This is a genomic window from Caballeronia cordobensis (assembly GCF_001544575.2).
GTDB classification, from domain to species: domain Bacteria; phylum Pseudomonadota; class Gammaproteobacteria; order Burkholderiales; family Burkholderiaceae; genus Caballeronia; species Caballeronia cordobensis.
Genome location: NZ_FCNY02000007.1, coordinates 299,382 through 315,266, shown reverse-complemented (window position 1 = coordinate 315,266; position 15,885 = coordinate 299,382). Strand labels below are relative to the sequence as shown.

The 15,885-nt window shown below is 67.1% G+C and carries 16 protein-coding genes; 6 read left to right on the top strand and 10 right to left on the bottom strand.

Annotated features, from left to right (window positions below; translation table 11 throughout):
* The first annotated feature begins 234 nt into the window (after positions 1–234).
* From AWB70_RS15960 to AWB70_RS39030, 3 genes are read left to right on the top strand one after another with little or no spacing between them, the layout of a single operon-like run.
* The gene (locus AWB70_RS15960) at positions 235–1,632 is read left to right on the top strand and encodes a cytochrome ubiquinol oxidase subunit I (protein ID WP_053569163.1); all 1,398 of its coding nucleotides are present in this window, start codon (positions 235–237) and stop codon (positions 1,630–1,632) included.
* Positions 1,633–1,636: 4 nt separating this feature from the next.
* Positions 1,637–2,638 (top strand): cytochrome d ubiquinol oxidase subunit II, encoded by a 1,002-nt coding sequence (cydB, locus tag AWB70_RS15955; protein WP_053569162.1) that lies wholly within the window; start codon positions 1,637–1,639, stop codon positions 2,636–2,638.
* Positions 2,616–2,753, top strand: coding sequence for a hypothetical protein (locus AWB70_RS39030; protein ID WP_167350994.1), 138 nt, complete (start codon positions 2,616–2,618; stop codon positions 2,751–2,753). Before cydB ends, AWB70_RS39030 begins: the two co-directional genes overlap by 23 nt.
* Before the next feature lie 10 nt (positions 2,754–2,763).
* Here AWB70_RS39030 and AWB70_RS15950 read toward each other — a convergent pair whose 3' ends face one another.
* Complete coding sequence (locus tag AWB70_RS15950) at positions 2,764–3,813, bottom strand: permease (RefSeq protein ID WP_053569161.1); 1,050 nt, start codon at positions 3,811–3,813, stop codon at positions 2,764–2,766.
* A gap of 26 nt (positions 3,814–3,839) precedes the next feature.
* A complete protein-coding gene (gene mnmH, locus AWB70_RS15945) occupies positions 3,840–4,904 on the bottom strand; it encodes a tRNA 2-selenouridine(34) synthase MnmH (RefSeq protein WP_053569279.1) in 1,065 nt (354 codons plus the stop codon).
* Between the two features lie 134 nt (positions 4,905–5,038).
* Between mnmH and AWB70_RS15940 the strand changes: the two genes are divergently transcribed.
* Positions 5,039–6,415, top strand: coding sequence for an ethanolamine ammonia-lyase subunit EutB (locus tag AWB70_RS15940; RefSeq protein WP_053569160.1), 1,377 nt, complete (start codon positions 5,039–5,041; stop codon positions 6,413–6,415).
* Entirely contained in the window at positions 6,412–7,188 is a 777-nt protein-coding gene (gene eutC, locus AWB70_RS15935) for an ethanolamine ammonia-lyase subunit EutC (protein WP_053569159.1), read from the top strand. The genes AWB70_RS15940 and eutC overlap by 4 nt, the downstream gene beginning before the upstream one ends.
* Here eutC and AWB70_RS15930 read toward each other — a convergent pair.
* The 3 genes from AWB70_RS15930 to AWB70_RS15920 form a co-directional block, all read right to left on the bottom strand.
* The gene (locus AWB70_RS15930; protein ID WP_053569158.1) at positions 7,185–9,047 is read right to left on the bottom strand and encodes a sigma-54-dependent Fis family transcriptional regulator; all 1,863 of its coding nucleotides are present in this window, start codon (positions 9,045–9,047) and stop codon (positions 7,185–7,187) included. The two genes, eutC and AWB70_RS15930, sit on opposite strands and share 4 nt — an antisense overlap.
* Before the next feature lie 144 nt (positions 9,048–9,191).
* Positions 9,192–9,365 (bottom strand): DUF1328 domain-containing protein, encoded by a 174-nt coding sequence (locus AWB70_RS15925; protein ID WP_041731592.1) that lies wholly within the window; start codon positions 9,363–9,365, stop codon positions 9,192–9,194.
* Positions 9,366–9,510: 145 nt separating this feature from the next.
* Positions 9,511–10,650, bottom strand: coding sequence for an OpgC domain-containing protein (locus AWB70_RS15920; protein ID WP_053569157.1), 1,140 nt, complete (start codon positions 10,648–10,650; stop codon positions 9,511–9,513).
* Positions 10,651–10,940: 290 nt separating this feature from the next.
* Here AWB70_RS15920 and AWB70_RS15915 point away from each other — a divergent pair, with 290 nt between their 5' ends.
* A complete protein-coding gene (locus AWB70_RS15915; RefSeq protein WP_014250665.1) occupies positions 10,941–11,693 on the top strand; it encodes a TerC family protein in 753 nt (250 codons plus the stop codon).
* A gap of 3 nt (positions 11,694–11,696) precedes the next feature.
* Here the strand turns inward: AWB70_RS15915 and AWB70_RS15910 are convergent, their stop codons facing one another.
* The 5 genes from AWB70_RS15910 to AWB70_RS15890 are packed head-to-tail and all read right to left on the bottom strand — an operon-like array spanning position 11,697 to position 15,874.
* Positions 11,697–12,101 carry a DUF4186 domain-containing protein gene (locus AWB70_RS15910; RefSeq protein ID WP_053569156.1) on the bottom strand — a complete coding sequence of 135 codons (405 nt, stop codon included), beginning with the start codon at positions 12,099–12,101 and terminating at the stop codon, positions 11,697–11,699.
* 7 nt (positions 12,102–12,108) lie between these two features.
* Positions 12,109–12,834 carry a precorrin-4 C(11)-methyltransferase gene (gene cobM / locus AWB70_RS15905; protein ID WP_053569155.1) on the bottom strand — a complete coding sequence of 242 codons (726 nt, stop codon included), beginning with the start codon at positions 12,832–12,834 and terminating at the stop codon, positions 12,109–12,111.
* A complete protein-coding gene (locus AWB70_RS15900) occupies positions 12,831–13,568 on the bottom strand; it encodes a cobalt-precorrin-6A reductase (protein ID WP_053569154.1) in 738 nt (245 codons plus the stop codon). The genes cobM and AWB70_RS15900 overlap by 4 nt, the downstream gene beginning before the upstream one ends.
* Positions 13,565–14,656, bottom strand: coding sequence for a cobalt-precorrin-5B (C(1))-methyltransferase (locus AWB70_RS15895; RefSeq protein ID WP_014250661.1), 1,092 nt, complete (start codon positions 14,654–14,656; stop codon positions 13,565–13,567). Before AWB70_RS15895 ends, AWB70_RS15900 begins: the two co-directional genes overlap by 4 nt.
* 6 nt (positions 14,657–14,662) lie before the next feature.
* Positions 14,663–15,874 carry a bifunctional cobalt-precorrin-7 (C(5))-methyltransferase/cobalt-precorrin-6B (C(15))-methyltransferase gene (locus AWB70_RS15890; RefSeq protein ID WP_014250660.1) on the bottom strand — a complete coding sequence of 404 codons (1,212 nt, stop codon included), beginning with the start codon at positions 15,872–15,874 and terminating at the stop codon, positions 14,663–14,665.
* Positions 15,875–15,885 lie beyond the last annotated feature (11 nt).

The window sequence follows — 15,885 nt, the reverse complement described above, 5'->3', positions numbered from 1 at the left end:
CGCGCTCTTGCCGCACCGCACTATCCCGGCATCTCGAAATCATCGGCAAATCAATCTGGTAGCTGCGCTAAGCCCTTGAAACTGCGGCATTTGCGCGCAATGAATAACGTCTGACGCAGCGCAACAGTTTGTCGAAATGGCGCTAAGCTCCGGCCCGTCAGACGTCTCATTCAGCACCGGACTCGCCCGCCTTCCGACGCGGGCCGCGCGTGAATTTCCAAGGCACAGTCAATCATGCAATCGACTCCCGAAGCACTCGATCTGGCGCGGATCCAGTTCGCGTTCACCGTCTCGTTTCACATCATCTTTCCCGCGCTTTCCATCGGGCTCGCGAGCTTCATCGCGGTGCTCGAAGGCGCGTGGCTCAAAACCGGCAAGCCGGTCTACAAGGAGCTGTGCCTCTTCTGGTCGAAGGTGTTCGCCGTCGCGTTCGGCATGGGCGTCGTGTCGGGCGTCGTCATGGCTTACGAATTCGGCACCAACTGGGGCGGCTTTTCGAGCTTCGCCGGTCCCATCACGGGCCCCTTGCTCACGTATGAAGTGATGACCGCGTTCTTCCTCGAAGCGGGCTTCCTCGGCATCATGCTGTTCGGCTGGAACAAGGTCGGTCCGAAAGCGCACTTCGGCGCGACGCTGATGGTCGCGATCGGCACGCTCATCTCGACGTTCTGGATTCTCGCGTCCAATAGCTGGATGCAGACGCCGCAAGGCTTTCGTATCGAGGGCGATCACGTCGTGCCGGTGGACTGGTGGGCGATCATCTTCAATCCGTCGTTTCCGTACCGGCTCGCGCATATGGCGATCGCGGCGTTCATCGTCGCGGCGCTCGTGGTCGCCGCGACGGGCGCGTGGCATCTGCTGAAAGGCCGCCGCGACCCCGCCATCAAGAAGATGTTTTCGATGTCGCTCTGGCTGCTGCTCGCGCTCACGCCGATCCAGGCGATCGTCGGCGACGCGCACGGCCTGAACACGCGCGAACATCAGCCGGCGAAGATCGCGGCGATCGAAGGCATCTGGGAGACCGAGAAAGGCGGCACCGCGCTCAATCTCTTCGGCATTCCCGACATGGAAGCGGAAACGACCAAGTACGCCGTGTCGATTCCACATCTCGGCAGCCTCATCCTCACGCATAGCTGGGACGGCGAGATTCGCGGCCTGAAGGAATTCCCGAAGGAAGACCGTCCGAATTCGACGCTCGTGTTCTGGAGCTTTCGCGTGATGGCGGGACTCGGCGTGCTGATGATCGCGATGTCGTTCGCGGCGTGGTGGCTGCATCGCAAGCGCAGGTTGTTCGATGCGCGCTGGTTCCATCGCTTCGCGCTGGCGATGGGCCCGAGCGGTTTCATCACGCTGCTCGCGGGCTGGGTCACGACCGAAGCGGGCCGCCAGCCGTGGGTCGTCTACGGCGTGATGCGCACGGCGGATGCCGTGTCGCCCATCACGGCGCAGCAGGTCGGCGTGTCGCTGCTTGCGTTCGTGATCGTGTACACGATCGTCTTCGGCACGGGCATCTACTACATGTTGAAGCTGCTGCGCCACGGTCCCGCCTTGCCCGGCGCGCCGAGCCAGCCTTCCGACGGCAGCGCGCGACGCCCGCTCAGCCTGCCGCAACAGTCCATCGAAGGAGCATAAGCATATGGATCTCACGCTCGCCTGGGCCGCGATCATCGCGGCGGGCCTCTTCCTCTACGTGGTGCTCGACGGCTTCGATCTCGGCATCGGCATTCTCTTTCCTTTCTTTCCCGACCAGCACGACCGCGACGTGATGATGAACACCGTCGCGCCCGTCTGGGACGGCAACGAGACCTGGCTCGTGCTCGGCGGCGCCGGGCTGTTCGCCGCCTTCCCGATGGTCTATTCGACCGTGCTGTCCGCGCTCTATCTGCCGCTCGTGCTGATGCTCGTGTGCCTGATCTTCCGCGGCGTGTCGTTCGAGATCCGCGCGAAGGCGCAGCGCACGAAGCACATGTGGGACCTCGCGTTCATCGGCGGATCGGCGGGCGCGACCTTCTTTCAGGGCGTGGCGCTCGGCGCGTTCCTCGGCGGCATTCCCGTCGCCGACGGCCGCTTCTCCGGCGACGCCTTCGGCTGGTTCTCGCCCTTCTCGATCTTCACGGGCGGCGCGCTCGTCGTCACATATGCGCTGCTCGGCGCATGCTGGCTGATCGCGAAGACCGAAGGCGACTTGCAGCGGCGCATGTATCGCGTCGTGTGGCCGCTCACGGTATTGCAGCTCGCGACGATCGCGGTCGTCAGCATCTGGACGCCGTTGCAGGATGCGGGCATCGCGTCGCGCTGGTTCGATTCGCCGTGGTTCTATCGCATGCTGCCGGTGCCGGTGCTTGTCGCGGCCTGCGCGTTCGCGATGCGCCGCGCGATCAAGTCCCGCCACGAAAAACAGCCGTTCGCGATGGCGCTCGGCTTCGTGTTCCTCGGCTATACGGGACTGGTTCTGAGCCTTTCGCCCGATGCCATTTTCCCCGGCGTGTCGATCTGGGACGTGGCCGCGCCCCGTTCGAGCCAGCTCTTCACGATCGTCGGCGCGGCGGTGATCTTGCCCGTGATCGTCGCGTACACGACGCTAGGCTATTGGGTTTTCAGAGGAAAGGTGCGTCATGGCGAACATCACTACCATTGAACGCGCGCGCAAGGTGTTCTGGTTCGTCGCGCTATGGGTGGCGGGCGTCGGCGGCGCGATGCTGCTCGCGCTGCCGTTCAAGCTGCTGATCAAGGCGGGCGCGGCGATTCATTGAGCGGGCACGCTCAAAACCACGCCGCCGCGATCAATCCGCTCACGATCCCGAAGCCCACCACCGCCACCGACACCACCGCCAGCACGCGCGGCGGAAACGATCGCGCGAGCATCGCGAGCGACGGCACGCTGATGGGCGGCAAGGTCATGAGGAGCGCGCCGGCGGGCCCCGCCGCCATGCCGAGCGACAGCATCGCCTGAATGATGGGCACTTCGCCGGCCGTCGGAATGACGAAGAGCGTGCCGGCGACCGCGAACGCGACGATCCAGAGCATGCCGTTGTCGATGTCCGGCCCGATATGCGGAAAGAGCCACGCACGCGCCGCGCCGAGCAGCAGCACGAGCACGATGTATTCGGGAATCAGGCGCAACGCCATGCGCCCGAGAATCGCGATCCAGCGTGAGAACGCCGTGCCCGGTTCGTCTTCTTCGACGAGCTTGGCGAGCGTGGCGCGCGATGCCGCCGCCTGCGCGGGCGTCACCATGCGGTTCACCGCGTAGCCCAGGCCGAACACCATCAGCACGCCGAGCACGAGGCGCAAACCCGTCCACTGCCAGCCGAGCACGAAACCCATGAAAACCAGCGCCGCGGGATTGAGCACGGTATTGCCGAGCCAGAAAGCGACTGCCGCGCCGGGCGCGGCCTCGCGCGCCCGCAGACCCGCGACAACGGGCGCCGCGCAGCACGTGCACATCATGCCGGGCAAGGACATCAGCCCGCCGTTCACGACGCTGCCGAAGTTATGCTCGCCGAGCGCGCGCGCGACCCAGCGCGGCGGAATCAGCGCCTGCACCGCGGAGCCGAGCAGCAGGCCCAGTACCATCGCCTGCCAGATTGCCTTGCCGTAGGCGATCGCGTAATCGAGCGCGGCCTGCCACGACGGTTCCGGCGCGCTCGCGGCGGTGCCCATCAGAATGGACTTGCCGATCGAATGCTGGCTCGCCGCGACGAACGCGCGGTTGTAGTACGGAAACCATTTGACATAGAACAGCCCCACGACGGCGATCAGCAGGAACACCAGCCAGCCCAGAGCGACGCGCGGTTGTCGAAGCGTGGTCATATTTTTCTTGAAAGAAGTGAGTTGAATCAGAGCGCGGGCGCCGTCTCGGCGAGCCGGGCAAGCAAGGCCTTCGCCTGATCGACGCTATCCGCATCGTTCGGACGAAACAGCATGCGCGACGCGTGCGGCAACGCCCTGTAGAGCGCCTGGCTGCTGCGCCCGTACGCGGGATCGTAGTGATAATCGATCAATTCGGCGAAAAGCGCAGCGCGCGCGTCGTCGTCGATCAGCCGATGCCAGCGTTCCACGCGCTCGCGGCTGTGCAGCGCGACGAGCTTCGACAACTGCGCCTTGAAAAACGCGGGATCGTCGAAGAGATGCGCGTAATCTTGCAGCAAAAATGCGATGCGGTCTTCGCGGCGCGCTTCCACCTGCACGCACGACGCCGCGTGCAGGTTGTCGAGCACGGCGTCGGATATCGTGATCGAGCCGATGCGCCGCCCTTCCGCTTCGGCAAAAACCGGTTTCGCCGGATCGAAGCCCGAAAGCCTCGCCAGCAGCGCGGAATCGAACGCCTTTTGCGACGGCTGCGGATGTCCCGGCAACGCGCCGAGCAGCGATCCCCGATGCGCCGCGAGCCCTTCCAGATCGAGCGTCTGCGCGCCCGCCGCGGACAGCGCCTTCAAGAGCCGCGTCTTGCCGCTGCCCGTGGGACCGATCAGCACGACATAGCGGAACCGCCCCGGCAGCATGCCGAGCCGCTCCATCACGTCGCGCCGGTAGCTCTTGTAGCCGCCTTCCAGTTGACGCGCCTGCCAGCCGATCATGTTCAGCCACGTCGTCATCGCGCCGGAGCGCTTGCCGCCGCGCCAGCAATACACGAGCGGCCGCCAGTTGCGCGGCTTGTCCGCGAACAGCGTGTCGAGATGATGCGCGATGTTGCGCGCGACCATCGCCGCGCCGACGCGCGTGGCCTCGAAAGGCGAGACCTGCTTGTACATCGTCCCGACGATCACGCGCTCCTCGTTGCTGAGCACGGGCGCGTTGATCGCGCCGGGAACGTGGTCCTCGGCGAATTCGAGCGGTGTGCGGACATCGACGATTTCGTCGAAATCGCGCAGACGGTCGATGGAAACGAGCAGGTTTTTCACGGGTTTGCGGGCGTGCGCGGACTGAATCGAACGAAAAATTATCGCACGCGGGCGCATTTCGGCCCGGGCGGCGCTTTTTTGTCCGCGCGCGATGCGGTTAAAGTGAGCGGATCGATCCGTTCGGGGAAAGAGCGATGAGCTATCACGCGACGATCGGCGCGCGCCGCTACCGTTTCGACGATCTGAAGACGCTGCTCGCCCGCGCCAGTCCGCGCCGCTCCGGCGACGAACTCGCGGGCATCGCGGCCGACACGGAGGAAGAGCGCGTCGCGGCGAAAATGGCGCTCGCGCAGACGCCGCTCTCGGCCTTCCTCGACGAACCGCTCATTCCCTACGAGCACGACGAAGTCACGCGCCTCATCGTCGATACCCATTCGCGCGAGGCCTTCGCGCCCATCGCGCATCTGACGGTCGGCGAATTCCGCGAATGGCTGCTCGCCGACAGCACCGGCGCCGCCGCGCTCGAAGCCCTCACGATGGGCGTCACGCCGGAAATGGCCGCGGCCGTCTCCAAGCTCATGCGCAATCAGGACCTGATCCTCGCCGCGAAAAAGCGCCCGGTGGTCACGCGCTTTCGCACGACGATCGGCCTGCCCGGACGTCTGTCGGTGCGCCTGCAGCCGAATCATCCGACCGACGACGCGAAAGGCATCGCCGCATCGATGCTCGACGGGCTGTTCTACGGCTGCGGCGACGCGGTCATCGGCATCAATCCCGCATCGGATTCGCCCGCCGCCATCGGCAGCCTGCTCGCGATGATGGACGACTTCCGCCAGCGCTACGACGTGCCGATGCAATCGTGCGTCCTCACGCACGTCACCAACACGCTCGCGGCGATCGAACGCGGCGCGCCGGTCGATCTCGTGTTTCAGTCGATCGCTGGCACCGAGCGCGCGAACGCGAGCTTCGGCGTGTCCCTCAAGCTGCTGGAGGAAGCGCACGACGCGGCGGCGTCGCTCAAGCGCGGCACCGTCGGCGATAACGTCATGTACTTCGAGACCGGACAAGGCAGCGCGCTGTCGGCGAACGCGCATCACGGCGTCGATCAGCAGACCTGCGAGGCGCGCGCGTACGCGGTTGCGCGCCGCTTCAAGCCGTTGCTGACGAACACGGTGGTGGGCTTCATCGGGCCGGAATATCTCTACGACGGACGGCAGATCATCCGCGCGGGCCTCGAAGATCACTTCTGCGGCAAGCTGCTCGGCGTGCCGATGGGCTGCGACATCTGCTACACGAACCATGCCGAAGCCGATTCCGACGACATGGACACGCTGCTCACGCTGCTCGGCGTGGCGAACGTCAACTTCATCATGGGCGTGCCGGGCGCGGACGATGTCATGCTCAACTATCAGAGCACCTCGTTTCACGATGCGCTGTATATCCGCCGCGCGCTGAACCTGAAGCGCGCGCCCGAGTTCGAGGCGTGGCTGGAGAAGATGCACGTCACCGATGCCCGCGGCGAGTTGTTGCCACCGCCGGCGCACCCATTGCTCGAATGGATCGAATCATGACGAACGCCGACACCTGGGACGCGCTCAGACGCTTCACGAACGCGCGCATCGCGCTCGGCCGCGCGGGCAGCAGCCTGCCGACCGCGCCCTTGCTCGCGTTCGAGCTTGCGCACGCACAGGCGCGCGACGCCGTGCACCAGCCGCTCGATACCGCCGCGCTCGGCGACGCGATCCGCGCTACGGGCTTCGACACGCTCGACGCGCGAAGCGCCGCGCCCGACCGCGATGTCTATCTGCGACGGCCGGATCTCGGCCGCGTGCTGGACGATGAGAGCGCACGGCGGCTCGCGGCGCACGCGTGCGAGACCGAAGGCGAATGCGAGCTCGTCTTCGTCGCCGCCGATGGCTTGTCGGCGTTCGCCGCGCAACGCCACGTCGCGCCGCTGCTTGCGGCATTGCGCGGGCAACTCGACGGCTGGAACCTCGGGCCCGTCGTGATCGCGACACAGGCGCGCGTCGCGCTGGGCGATCGCATCGGTGAGCTTTTACAGGCACAGATCGTCGTCGTGATGATCGGCGAGCGGCCGGGCCTGAGTTCGCCCGACAGCCTCGGCCTCTATGTGACCTACGCGCCGCGCGCCGGCCGCCACGACGCCGAACGCAACTGCATCTCCAACGTGCGCCCGGAAGGACTCGGTTACGACGCCGCCGCGTTCAAACTGCTGTGGCTTCTGAACGAGGCGCGCAGGCTGAAGCTGACCGGCGTCGGCCTGAAGGATCTGAGCGGCTCGCTGCCGCCATCCGCAAACAAAGCGAAACCGCTCGAAGGCTAAACCCTCAACTTGCGATACAAGGTCGTGCGCGAGATGCCGAGCGCGCGCGCGGTGGCCGATACGTTGCCGCCGTGCGCCTTGAGCGCCGCCGCGACCGCGCCCGCTTCGATATCGGCGAGACGGGCGCCGCTCGTACTTGCCGGCGCGTCGTTGGCCGGTACGCGTTCGCCCAGTTCATCGACGAAATCGTGCGGCAGATGTTCGACGCGAATGTGCGTATCGTGATCGTCGAGCATGGCGGACGCGGTGCGCAGCACGTTGCTCAACTGCCGGAAATTGCCCGGCCACGGATGACGCGCGAAGAGCGCGAGCACGTCATCGCCGATGCCGACGACGCGGCCCGCGAAACGCTCGTGGCGCAATAGCTTGTCGACGACGGCGCGCAGGTCGGTGCGCGCGGCGAGCCGCGGCAGCGTCACCGAAAGACCGTTGATGCGGTAGTACAGATCCTCGCGGAACTCGCCTTGCGCGACGCATTCGCGCAGCTTGCGGTTGCTCGCGCAGACGAGCGTGAAATCGACCGGCACCGCGCGCGCCGCGCCGAGCGGCTCGACGACGCGCTCCTGCAACACACGCAGCAGGCGGCTCTGCATCGCGAGCGGCATGTCGCCGATCTCGTCTAGAAAAAGCGTGCCGCCGTTCGCCTGCACGATCTTGCCGGTCGCGCCGCGCTTCGCCGCGCCGGTGAACGCGCCCTGCGCGTAGCCGAACAGTTCGGATTCGATCAGCGTCTCCGGCAGCGACGCGCAATTCACCGCGACGAACGGCCCCGCGCGGCGCGGCGAATCGGCGTGAATGGCGCGCGCGAGCATCTCCTTGCCCGCGCCCGTTTCCCCGCCGATCAGAATCGGTATGTTCTTGCCGATGACCTTGCGCACGCGCGCGACGATGTCGCTCATCTGGGCGTCGCCGGTGCAGAGATCGTCGAGCCCGGATGCGCGCGGCGGCTCACGCACGGCGACGGCGCTCGCCGCCTGCACCGCGTTCGACGCCGCGCGCGCGTGGAAATCGACGCTCGCGAACACCACCACGCCGCTATGCAGTTCCAGTCGGCAAGGCGCTTCGCCCGACCGGGCGATGAGCGCATCCGCGCGTTCGCCGAACAATGCTTCGAGCGTCAGCACGCGCAGGCGCCCGAGTTCGTGACCGAATTGAAACTGCGCGCTGCGGTTCGCGCAGAGCAGCCGCCCGTCGAGATCGAAGACGGCGATGCCTTCCATCAGCGTGCCGATGAACTCGGGCCGGCTATGGAAGCGGATGCGCAGGCCGTCGCCGAATGCGCTCGCGATCAGCCGGTTCTCGATCATCTGGGCGGACATTTTCACGAGCGCCATCGTGTGCTGGTGATAGCCGCGCCGGTCGCCGGTGACGTCGAGCACGCCCGAGATATTGCCGTGCGGATCGAGGATCGGCACGCTCGAACACGTGAGGAAACGATTGGCGCGCAGATAGTGCTGGTCGCCGTGCACGGTGACGGCGTTGCGCTCGGCGAGCGTCGTGCCGATTGCGTTGGTGCCCTGATGCGCCTCACTCCACACCGCGCCCGCGCGCAACGCGACTTTTTCGGCGCGGGCGAGGAAATCGTCGTCGCCGAGGGAATGCAGGATGAGGCCGCCCGCATCCGTCAGCGCGATCATGCTGTGCGTATTCGCGATCTGCGCGTACAGCGTTTCCATGACCGGCAGCGCATGCGCGAACAGCGCGCGGCTCTTGTCCAGCTTGACGGCGAGTTCCGCGCCCGAGAGCACGGCATAGTCCGGGCGCATGGTCTCGCAAAGGCCGAACGTGGCCGAACGCTCGTGCGAATGACGGATGACGTCGCGCTGTTCCGGCCGCAAGGCCGCGCCGATGGCTTGCATTGCCCCTCCTTGTCGCGTTACGCGGCGGCTTCGGCCGAAGCCGCCGTGTCCGCCGTGTCCGCCGTGTCTCTTCGGGGCAATGTAACACCGTCGCGGCGCGCGGGTCGATTCGAGGAAGCGCGGAGTTCCCGCGCGCCCTCCCCGCTACAGCACCAGCGATCCGGCCGAGATCGCGACGATCAGGAAGATCACGAACAGGATCAGGAAGATAAAGAAGCAGATTTTGGCGATGCCCGCCGCGCCGGACGACACGCGCGTAAAGCCGAAGAAACCGGCGACGACGGAAATGACCGCGAAAAGAATGGCGAGCTTGAGCATGGCAGGTCCGGTTTTAGTTGTGGTGACCTGTGCATGCAAGCCGTGTGCCTTGGCGCTCTCGGTTCGAGGCGGCGAAAAAACCAGACCGTTAGTTGCCTATCGCTCGAAAATAAAAGCGGGCAGCGAACTGCCCGCTCGATTGCGCCTATCGCATGCGGTTGTCGGTCGCGGCGACGGCACGCGCGGCGGCCACCGGCGGTGCACGGCGCGTGCCGAGCCAGCCCGACACCCACTTATGCACGCGCGGCACGGCAAGGAGCGCGCCGATCGCGATGGCGTCGGCGGCGAGTCCCGCTGGCACGTTGACGAGGCCGTCGGTGAGCGTGAAGAGGATCGAATCGACAGTCAGCGAAATCACCGTGCCCGCGACGAACGACACCATGCCGTCGCGCCCCACTGCGCCGACCCACGGCAGCCGTTTGGCGATTTCCTTGACGATGCCGTAGCGCGCCAGATTCGCCGCGATCCACGCGATCGCGAGGAAATTGACGACGCGCGGACCGGCCAGGTCGCGCTTGAAGGCGCTATCCAGCACGGGCGGCAAAACGAGCAGCTTGTAGTACGCCATGCCGGCGATCAGCGCGGCCGCGCCCGCGCTCACGATCCAGCCGAAACGGTTCGCGCTCACGCGCTGATAGATGGGCTGGCAGCGCGCCAGCACGCCGAGCACGAACATGAGCTGCCACGCGGCGGGGTTGAAGTCCCAGAGGTTGTCATCGACGGACGGCATGTGTTCGCCGATCTGCGCGGCGAACGCCCACAGCGCGAGGCTCAGACCGAGCAAGAGCCACGGCTTGCTGCGTGCGAGCGGCAGCATGACGGGCACGGCGAGCGCGAAGAACGCGTACATCGGCAGGACGGCGGCCAGATACGGCTGGCGCTCGAACGTCAGAATCTGCGCGATGGAGGAAACCGGCTCGGACAGGAGACTGTCGAGGTCGTGCAGCGCGAGATTCGGCGCGTGACCGAACAACGGCCGCAGCACGAACGAGGCGACGAGCATCAGCACGGCCGTGACCACAAACGCGCGATACAGTTCGAATGCGCGCTTCAGGAACCGGACCCGCGCCGCGCTTTCGGAGCGGCGCTCGGCGAGCGAGACATACGCCGTGGCCGTGGCGAAGCCGCCGAGGAACACGAAGACTTCGGCGGCGTCGTTCAGCGCGAACGAATGCAGCGTGAAGCGGGACAACATGCTGCCGCCGATGTGATCGATGACGATGATCAGCAGAACCAGTCCCCGGAAAAAATCCAGTTCGACGAGACGTTGCGATTTTTGCTGCATGCGGCTTGGCGTGTTGTCCTGCGGCGACAGGATGGTTTAATGACGCCGCAAAAGACGCGGCCAGGTAAGCGTAGGAGTTTACCCGTAAATGACGCGTCGCATCATCAGAAGTAGCGCAAATAATCGTTTCAAATCCGGTATTTGTGGCGGGTCTGACTAATTTCGTTGACAGAATTACCGGCGCGCGTGGAAAGCGCCTCGTGCGCGCCACAAGTTTTCAGACTCCTTTCAATTCCCGGGCCGATCAGGCTAAGATCACGCCCTCACCGTCGAACCTCATTCGAACCATCATGGATTACATCGTCGCCCTCCTCGCCGATCCCGCCGCCTGGGCCGCCCTCGCGACGCTCGTCGTGATGGAAGTCGTGCTCGGCATCGACAACCTGATCTTCATCTCGATCCTGACCAACAAGCTGCCCGAGGCGCACCGGGAGCGCACGCAGCGCATCGGCATCGCGCTCGCGCTCGTGATGCGGCTCGGCTTGCTCGGCACCGTCGCGCTGATCGTGCGGCTCACGACACCGATTTTCGAGGCGTTCGGACACGGTTTTTCGTGGCGCGACATCATCCTGATCGCGGGCGGCGTGTTCCTCGTCTGGAAGGCGACGACCGAAATCCATCATCACGTCGCGCACGACGCCGACGCGCAGGCCGGCGCGGCATCGCCGAAGCGCCTGACGCCGCTGTCGGCGATCGGTCAGATCCTGCTGCTCGATCTCGTGTTCTCCATCGACAGCATCGTGACGGCGGTCGGCATGACCGAGCACATCCCGATCATGTTCGTCGCGGTGATCGCCGCCGTCACGGTGATGCTGTTCGCCGCGGGCCCGCTGTCGCGCTTCATCGAGCGCAATCCGACGATCGTGATGCTCGCGCTCGGCTTTCTGCTCGTGATCGGCATGACGCTGATCGCGGAAGGGTTCGGCTCGCACGTGCCGAAGGGCTATATCTATGCGGCGATGGCGTTCTCGGCGCTCGTCGAAGGCCTCAACATGCTGGCGCGGCGCGCGAAGACGCGGGCGGCCGCGCCTCGCCACGAGTAGCCTTCAGAACGGCAGTTCGCGCTGCGGATTGGCGGGCGCCGGTGCCGGCTGAGTCGGAAGCGGCTGCGCCCGCAGCCAGCGCTCGATGGCATCGACCACATGCCGGCGCTCGGCGTCGTCGAGCGCGCTGCCTGCCGCGATGCCGTGCCATTTGGCGAGACAAGAGCGGCAGCACGTCGCCGTCGCGTGTTGCGCGATGAACACCGGATGCCCGCGAAACGGCGTCTGCTTGCCGTCGTTCAGAGGCGCTTGCGGCGCGAGCCGCTTGCCGATGAGTTCGTGCGCCTGCGCGAGCACCGTGTCGATGCCCTTTTCCCGCAGATATTTCCCCTCGCGCACGCCGAGCGCGAAGCGCCGCCGGAAGGCCGATTTCGCGAGCGCATCGAACACGGCGTCGAGGTCGCGCATGGCGTGATCAGTCCTTCGCGTAGAGCGTGGAATCCGCGAAACCGTCGGCGGCGAGCACGCGGCCGACGAGAATCATCGCCGTGCGCTCCATGCCCGCCGCGCGCACTTTCGACGCGATATCGGCAAGCGTTCCCTCCACGCGCGTCTCGTCCGGCCAGCTCGCGCGGAACACGACCGCGACCGGGCAATCCGCGCCGTAGTGCGGCAGCAGATCCGCGACAATCCGCTCGATATGCCGCACGCCGAGATGGATCGCGAGCGTCGCGCGATGGCGCGCGAGATCCGCGAGACTTTCGCCCTCCGGCATCGACGTTTTCGTCGCGTAGCGCGTGAGAATCACCGTCTGCGAAATGCCGGGCAGCGTCAGTTCGCGCTTGAGCGCCGCCGCCGATGCCGCCGCCGCCGTCACGCCGGGAACGACTTCGTAGGGAATCGCGAGCGCATCGAGCCTGCGGATCTGCTCGCCGATCGCGCCGTACAGCGACGGATCGCCCGAATGCACCCGCGCCACGTCCTGGCCGTTCGCGTGCGCTTGCCGCAAGAGCGCCACGATCGCGTCGAGATCGAGCTCGGCCGTATCGATGCATTGCGCCGCGCGATGCCCCGCCAGCACCGCTTCCGGCACGAGCGAGCCGGCGTAGAGAATCACCGGGCATTCGCGGATGAGCCGCTGCCCCTTGACGGTGATGAGTTCGGGATCGCCCGGTCCCGCGCCGATGAAATAGACAGTCATTGTTCCGATGTGTGAAGCCAATGGGTGAGCGCATCGAGTGCGCTCGCGGCATCGTCGAAGGTGCGGTGGGCATCGGGCAGCACGGGCCGCGCGAGCATCACGACGGCAAGGCCCCGCTCGCGCGCGACCGCGAGTTTCGCCTCGGTCGCGCGACCGCCGCTGTTCTTGCTGATGACGACATCGACGCCCGCTGCATCGAACAGGGCGCGCTCGCCATCGAGATCGAACGGGCCGCGCGCATCGACGATCGTCGCGCGGGCATTGCCCGGATGCGCGTCGAGACAGCGGATCGTCCAGTGCTGCGATGCGGGAATCTCGTCGAGATGCGCAAGCGGCTCGCGTCCGAGCGTGAAAAGCGGCCGCCGATAAGACCCGATCCGCTCGACGATGCCGCGCCAGTCCGGCGCATCGCGCCAGTCGTCGCCCGCTTGCGGTTGCCATGCCGGACGGCGTACGGCCCAGAGCGGCACGTGCGCGCTCGCGCACGCCGCGTGCGCATGGCGGCTCATCTGCGCGGCATACGGATGCGTCGCATCGACCACGAGCGCGATGCGCTCGTCGCGCAGATAGCGAACCAGCCCGTCGATGCCGCCGAAGCCGCCCACGCGCACCGAACACGCGAGATCGGCCGGCACGCGCCCGAGGCCCGCGAGACTGTAGACATGCCCGGCGGGCAGACCGCGCGCGATGGCGAGCCCATCGCCCGTGCCGCCGAGCACAAGCACGCGCTTCATGCCGCACTCCCGACGATGTGCCCCTGCCGGTCGATCGCGAAAGTTTCGACGTCGATGCCCGGCGGCAGCACGTCGAGCGCGACGGCGCGCGCGCGGCGGCACACGATATCGCCGAGCGCGATGCCTTCGGCGCGTGCCAGCTTGAGCGCTTCCTGGCTCGTGTTGGCCGCGCGGATCGCCGCCTGCAGCGCGTCGCTCGCGCCCGCGTCGGCGGCCCAGACCGCGAGCAAGGTCAGATCGATGCTGGAACTGCGGCTGTGCAGATCCATATGCCCCGCCGCGAGCTTGGACAGCTTGCCGAAGCCGCCGCACAAGCTCAGTTTGTCCACGCTCGCGCGCCGCAGATGCTTGAGCACCGCGCCCGCGAAGTCGCCCATTTCGATCAGCGCGATGTCGGGCAAGCCGTACAGCGCGCGCATCGCGTCCTCGCTCTGATTGCCCGTGCACGCGGCGATATGCCGATAACCGTTCGCCCGCGCCACATCGATGCCCTGATGAATCGACGCGATATACGCCGAGCACGAAAACGGCCTGACGATGCCGGTCGTGCCGAGTATCGACAGACCGCCGACGATGCCGAGCCGCGGGTTCATCGTCTTCAGCGCGAGCGCCGCGCCGTTCTCCACGCCGATGCTCACCTCGAAGCCGCCGCGATAGCTCGCGCCGGCGGCGAGCGCTTCGAGATGTTCGGTCATCATTTTGCGCGGCACCGGATTGATCGCCGGTTCGCCGACCGCGAGCGCCAGCCCGGCGCGCGTGACCGTGCCGACGCCCTCGCCCGCGTGAAACCGCACGCCGGTCGAATCGGACAATTGCACGCGCGCGAAGACGAGCGCGCCGTGCGTCACGTCGGGATCGTCGCCCGCGTCCTTGATCACGCCCGCTTCGGCGGCATCGCTGCCCGTCGTCCGGCAGAACGAGAGCGTCATCGTCACGTGGCGGCCCTTCGGCAAGACGATGTCCGCGCGCTCGCTCGTCTCGCCGAGCAGCAGCAGGCGCGCGGCGGCGAGGCTCGTCGCGGTGGCGCAGCTTCCCGTCGTGTAGCCGCTTCTGAGCGGCGCGGCCTGTTCCGGCGACTCTTCACGCATGACGCATCACGGCTTGCTCGCGTGCAGGAGCGTGATCGGCAGCGCCGGCCGCCAGGTGTCGAAGCTGCCGAGCGGCTCCGCCTGCGCGATCCCGATGCGCGTCAGCTCGCCGCCGTGCCGCGCGCGCCATTCGACGAGCGCCGCTTCGCTTTGCAGCGTCACCGCATTGGCGACGAGCCGCCCTCCCTGACGCAGACGCGCCCAGCACGCATCGAGCAGGCCGGGCACGGTCAGGCCGCCGCCGATGAACACGGCATCGGGCGCGGGCAGGCCGTCGAGCGCGCCGGGCGCCACGCCCCGCACGAGTTGCAGCGCGGGCACGCCGAGCGCGTCGCGATTATGTTCGATGAGACGCTGCCGGCTTTCGTTCGCTTCGATGGCGATCGCGCGGCAGGCGCCGTGCGCGCGCATCCATTCGATGCCGATCGAGCCGCAGCCCGCGCCCACGTCCCACAGCAATTCGCCCGGCTGCGGCGCGAGATGCGCAAGCGTCACCGCGCGCACGTCGCGCTTCGTGAGCTGGCCGTCGTGCCGATAGGCGTCGTCGGGCAGGCCCGGCGTGAGCGGCGGCCCGGCGTGGCCCGCGTGCGTGCGGCATTCGATCGCGACGAGATTGAGCGCGGCCACGAGCGGCTCGCGCCAGTCGTCGGCGCGTTCGTCGATGCGGCGTTCGTTCAGCCCGCCGAGATGCTCGAACACCGTCATGCGGCTCGCGCCGAAGCCATGCGCCGTCAGCAGCGTGGCGACGGCGGCGGGCGTCATGCCGTCGGCGCTCAAAACGAGCAGGCGCACGCCGCGATGCAGGCTCGCGAGCAAGGACGCGACCGGCCGCCCGACGAGCGACACGCACACCGCGTCCTGCAACGCCCAGCGCAAGCGCGCCGCCGCGAGCGACAGCGACGACGGCGCGGGAATCACGCGCATTTCGCCGTTGGCGACTTCGCGCGCGAGCGTCGCGCCGACGCCGAAGCACATCGGATCGCCGCTCGCGAGCACGCAGATGCGTGTGTGGCCGTCGCCGCGCTCGGCGAGCACGGCATCGAGCGAAAAGGGCTTGGGCCACGGCACGCGCCGCGCCGCGACGCGCGCGGGCAGGAGCGCGAGATGGCGCTCGCCGCCGTGAATCGACTGCGCATCGACGAGCGCGCGGCGCGCCACGCGCGACAGCCCGTGCCAGCCGTCTTCGCCGATCCCCACCACGGTCAGCCAGGTCGACATGCGCCGTCTCC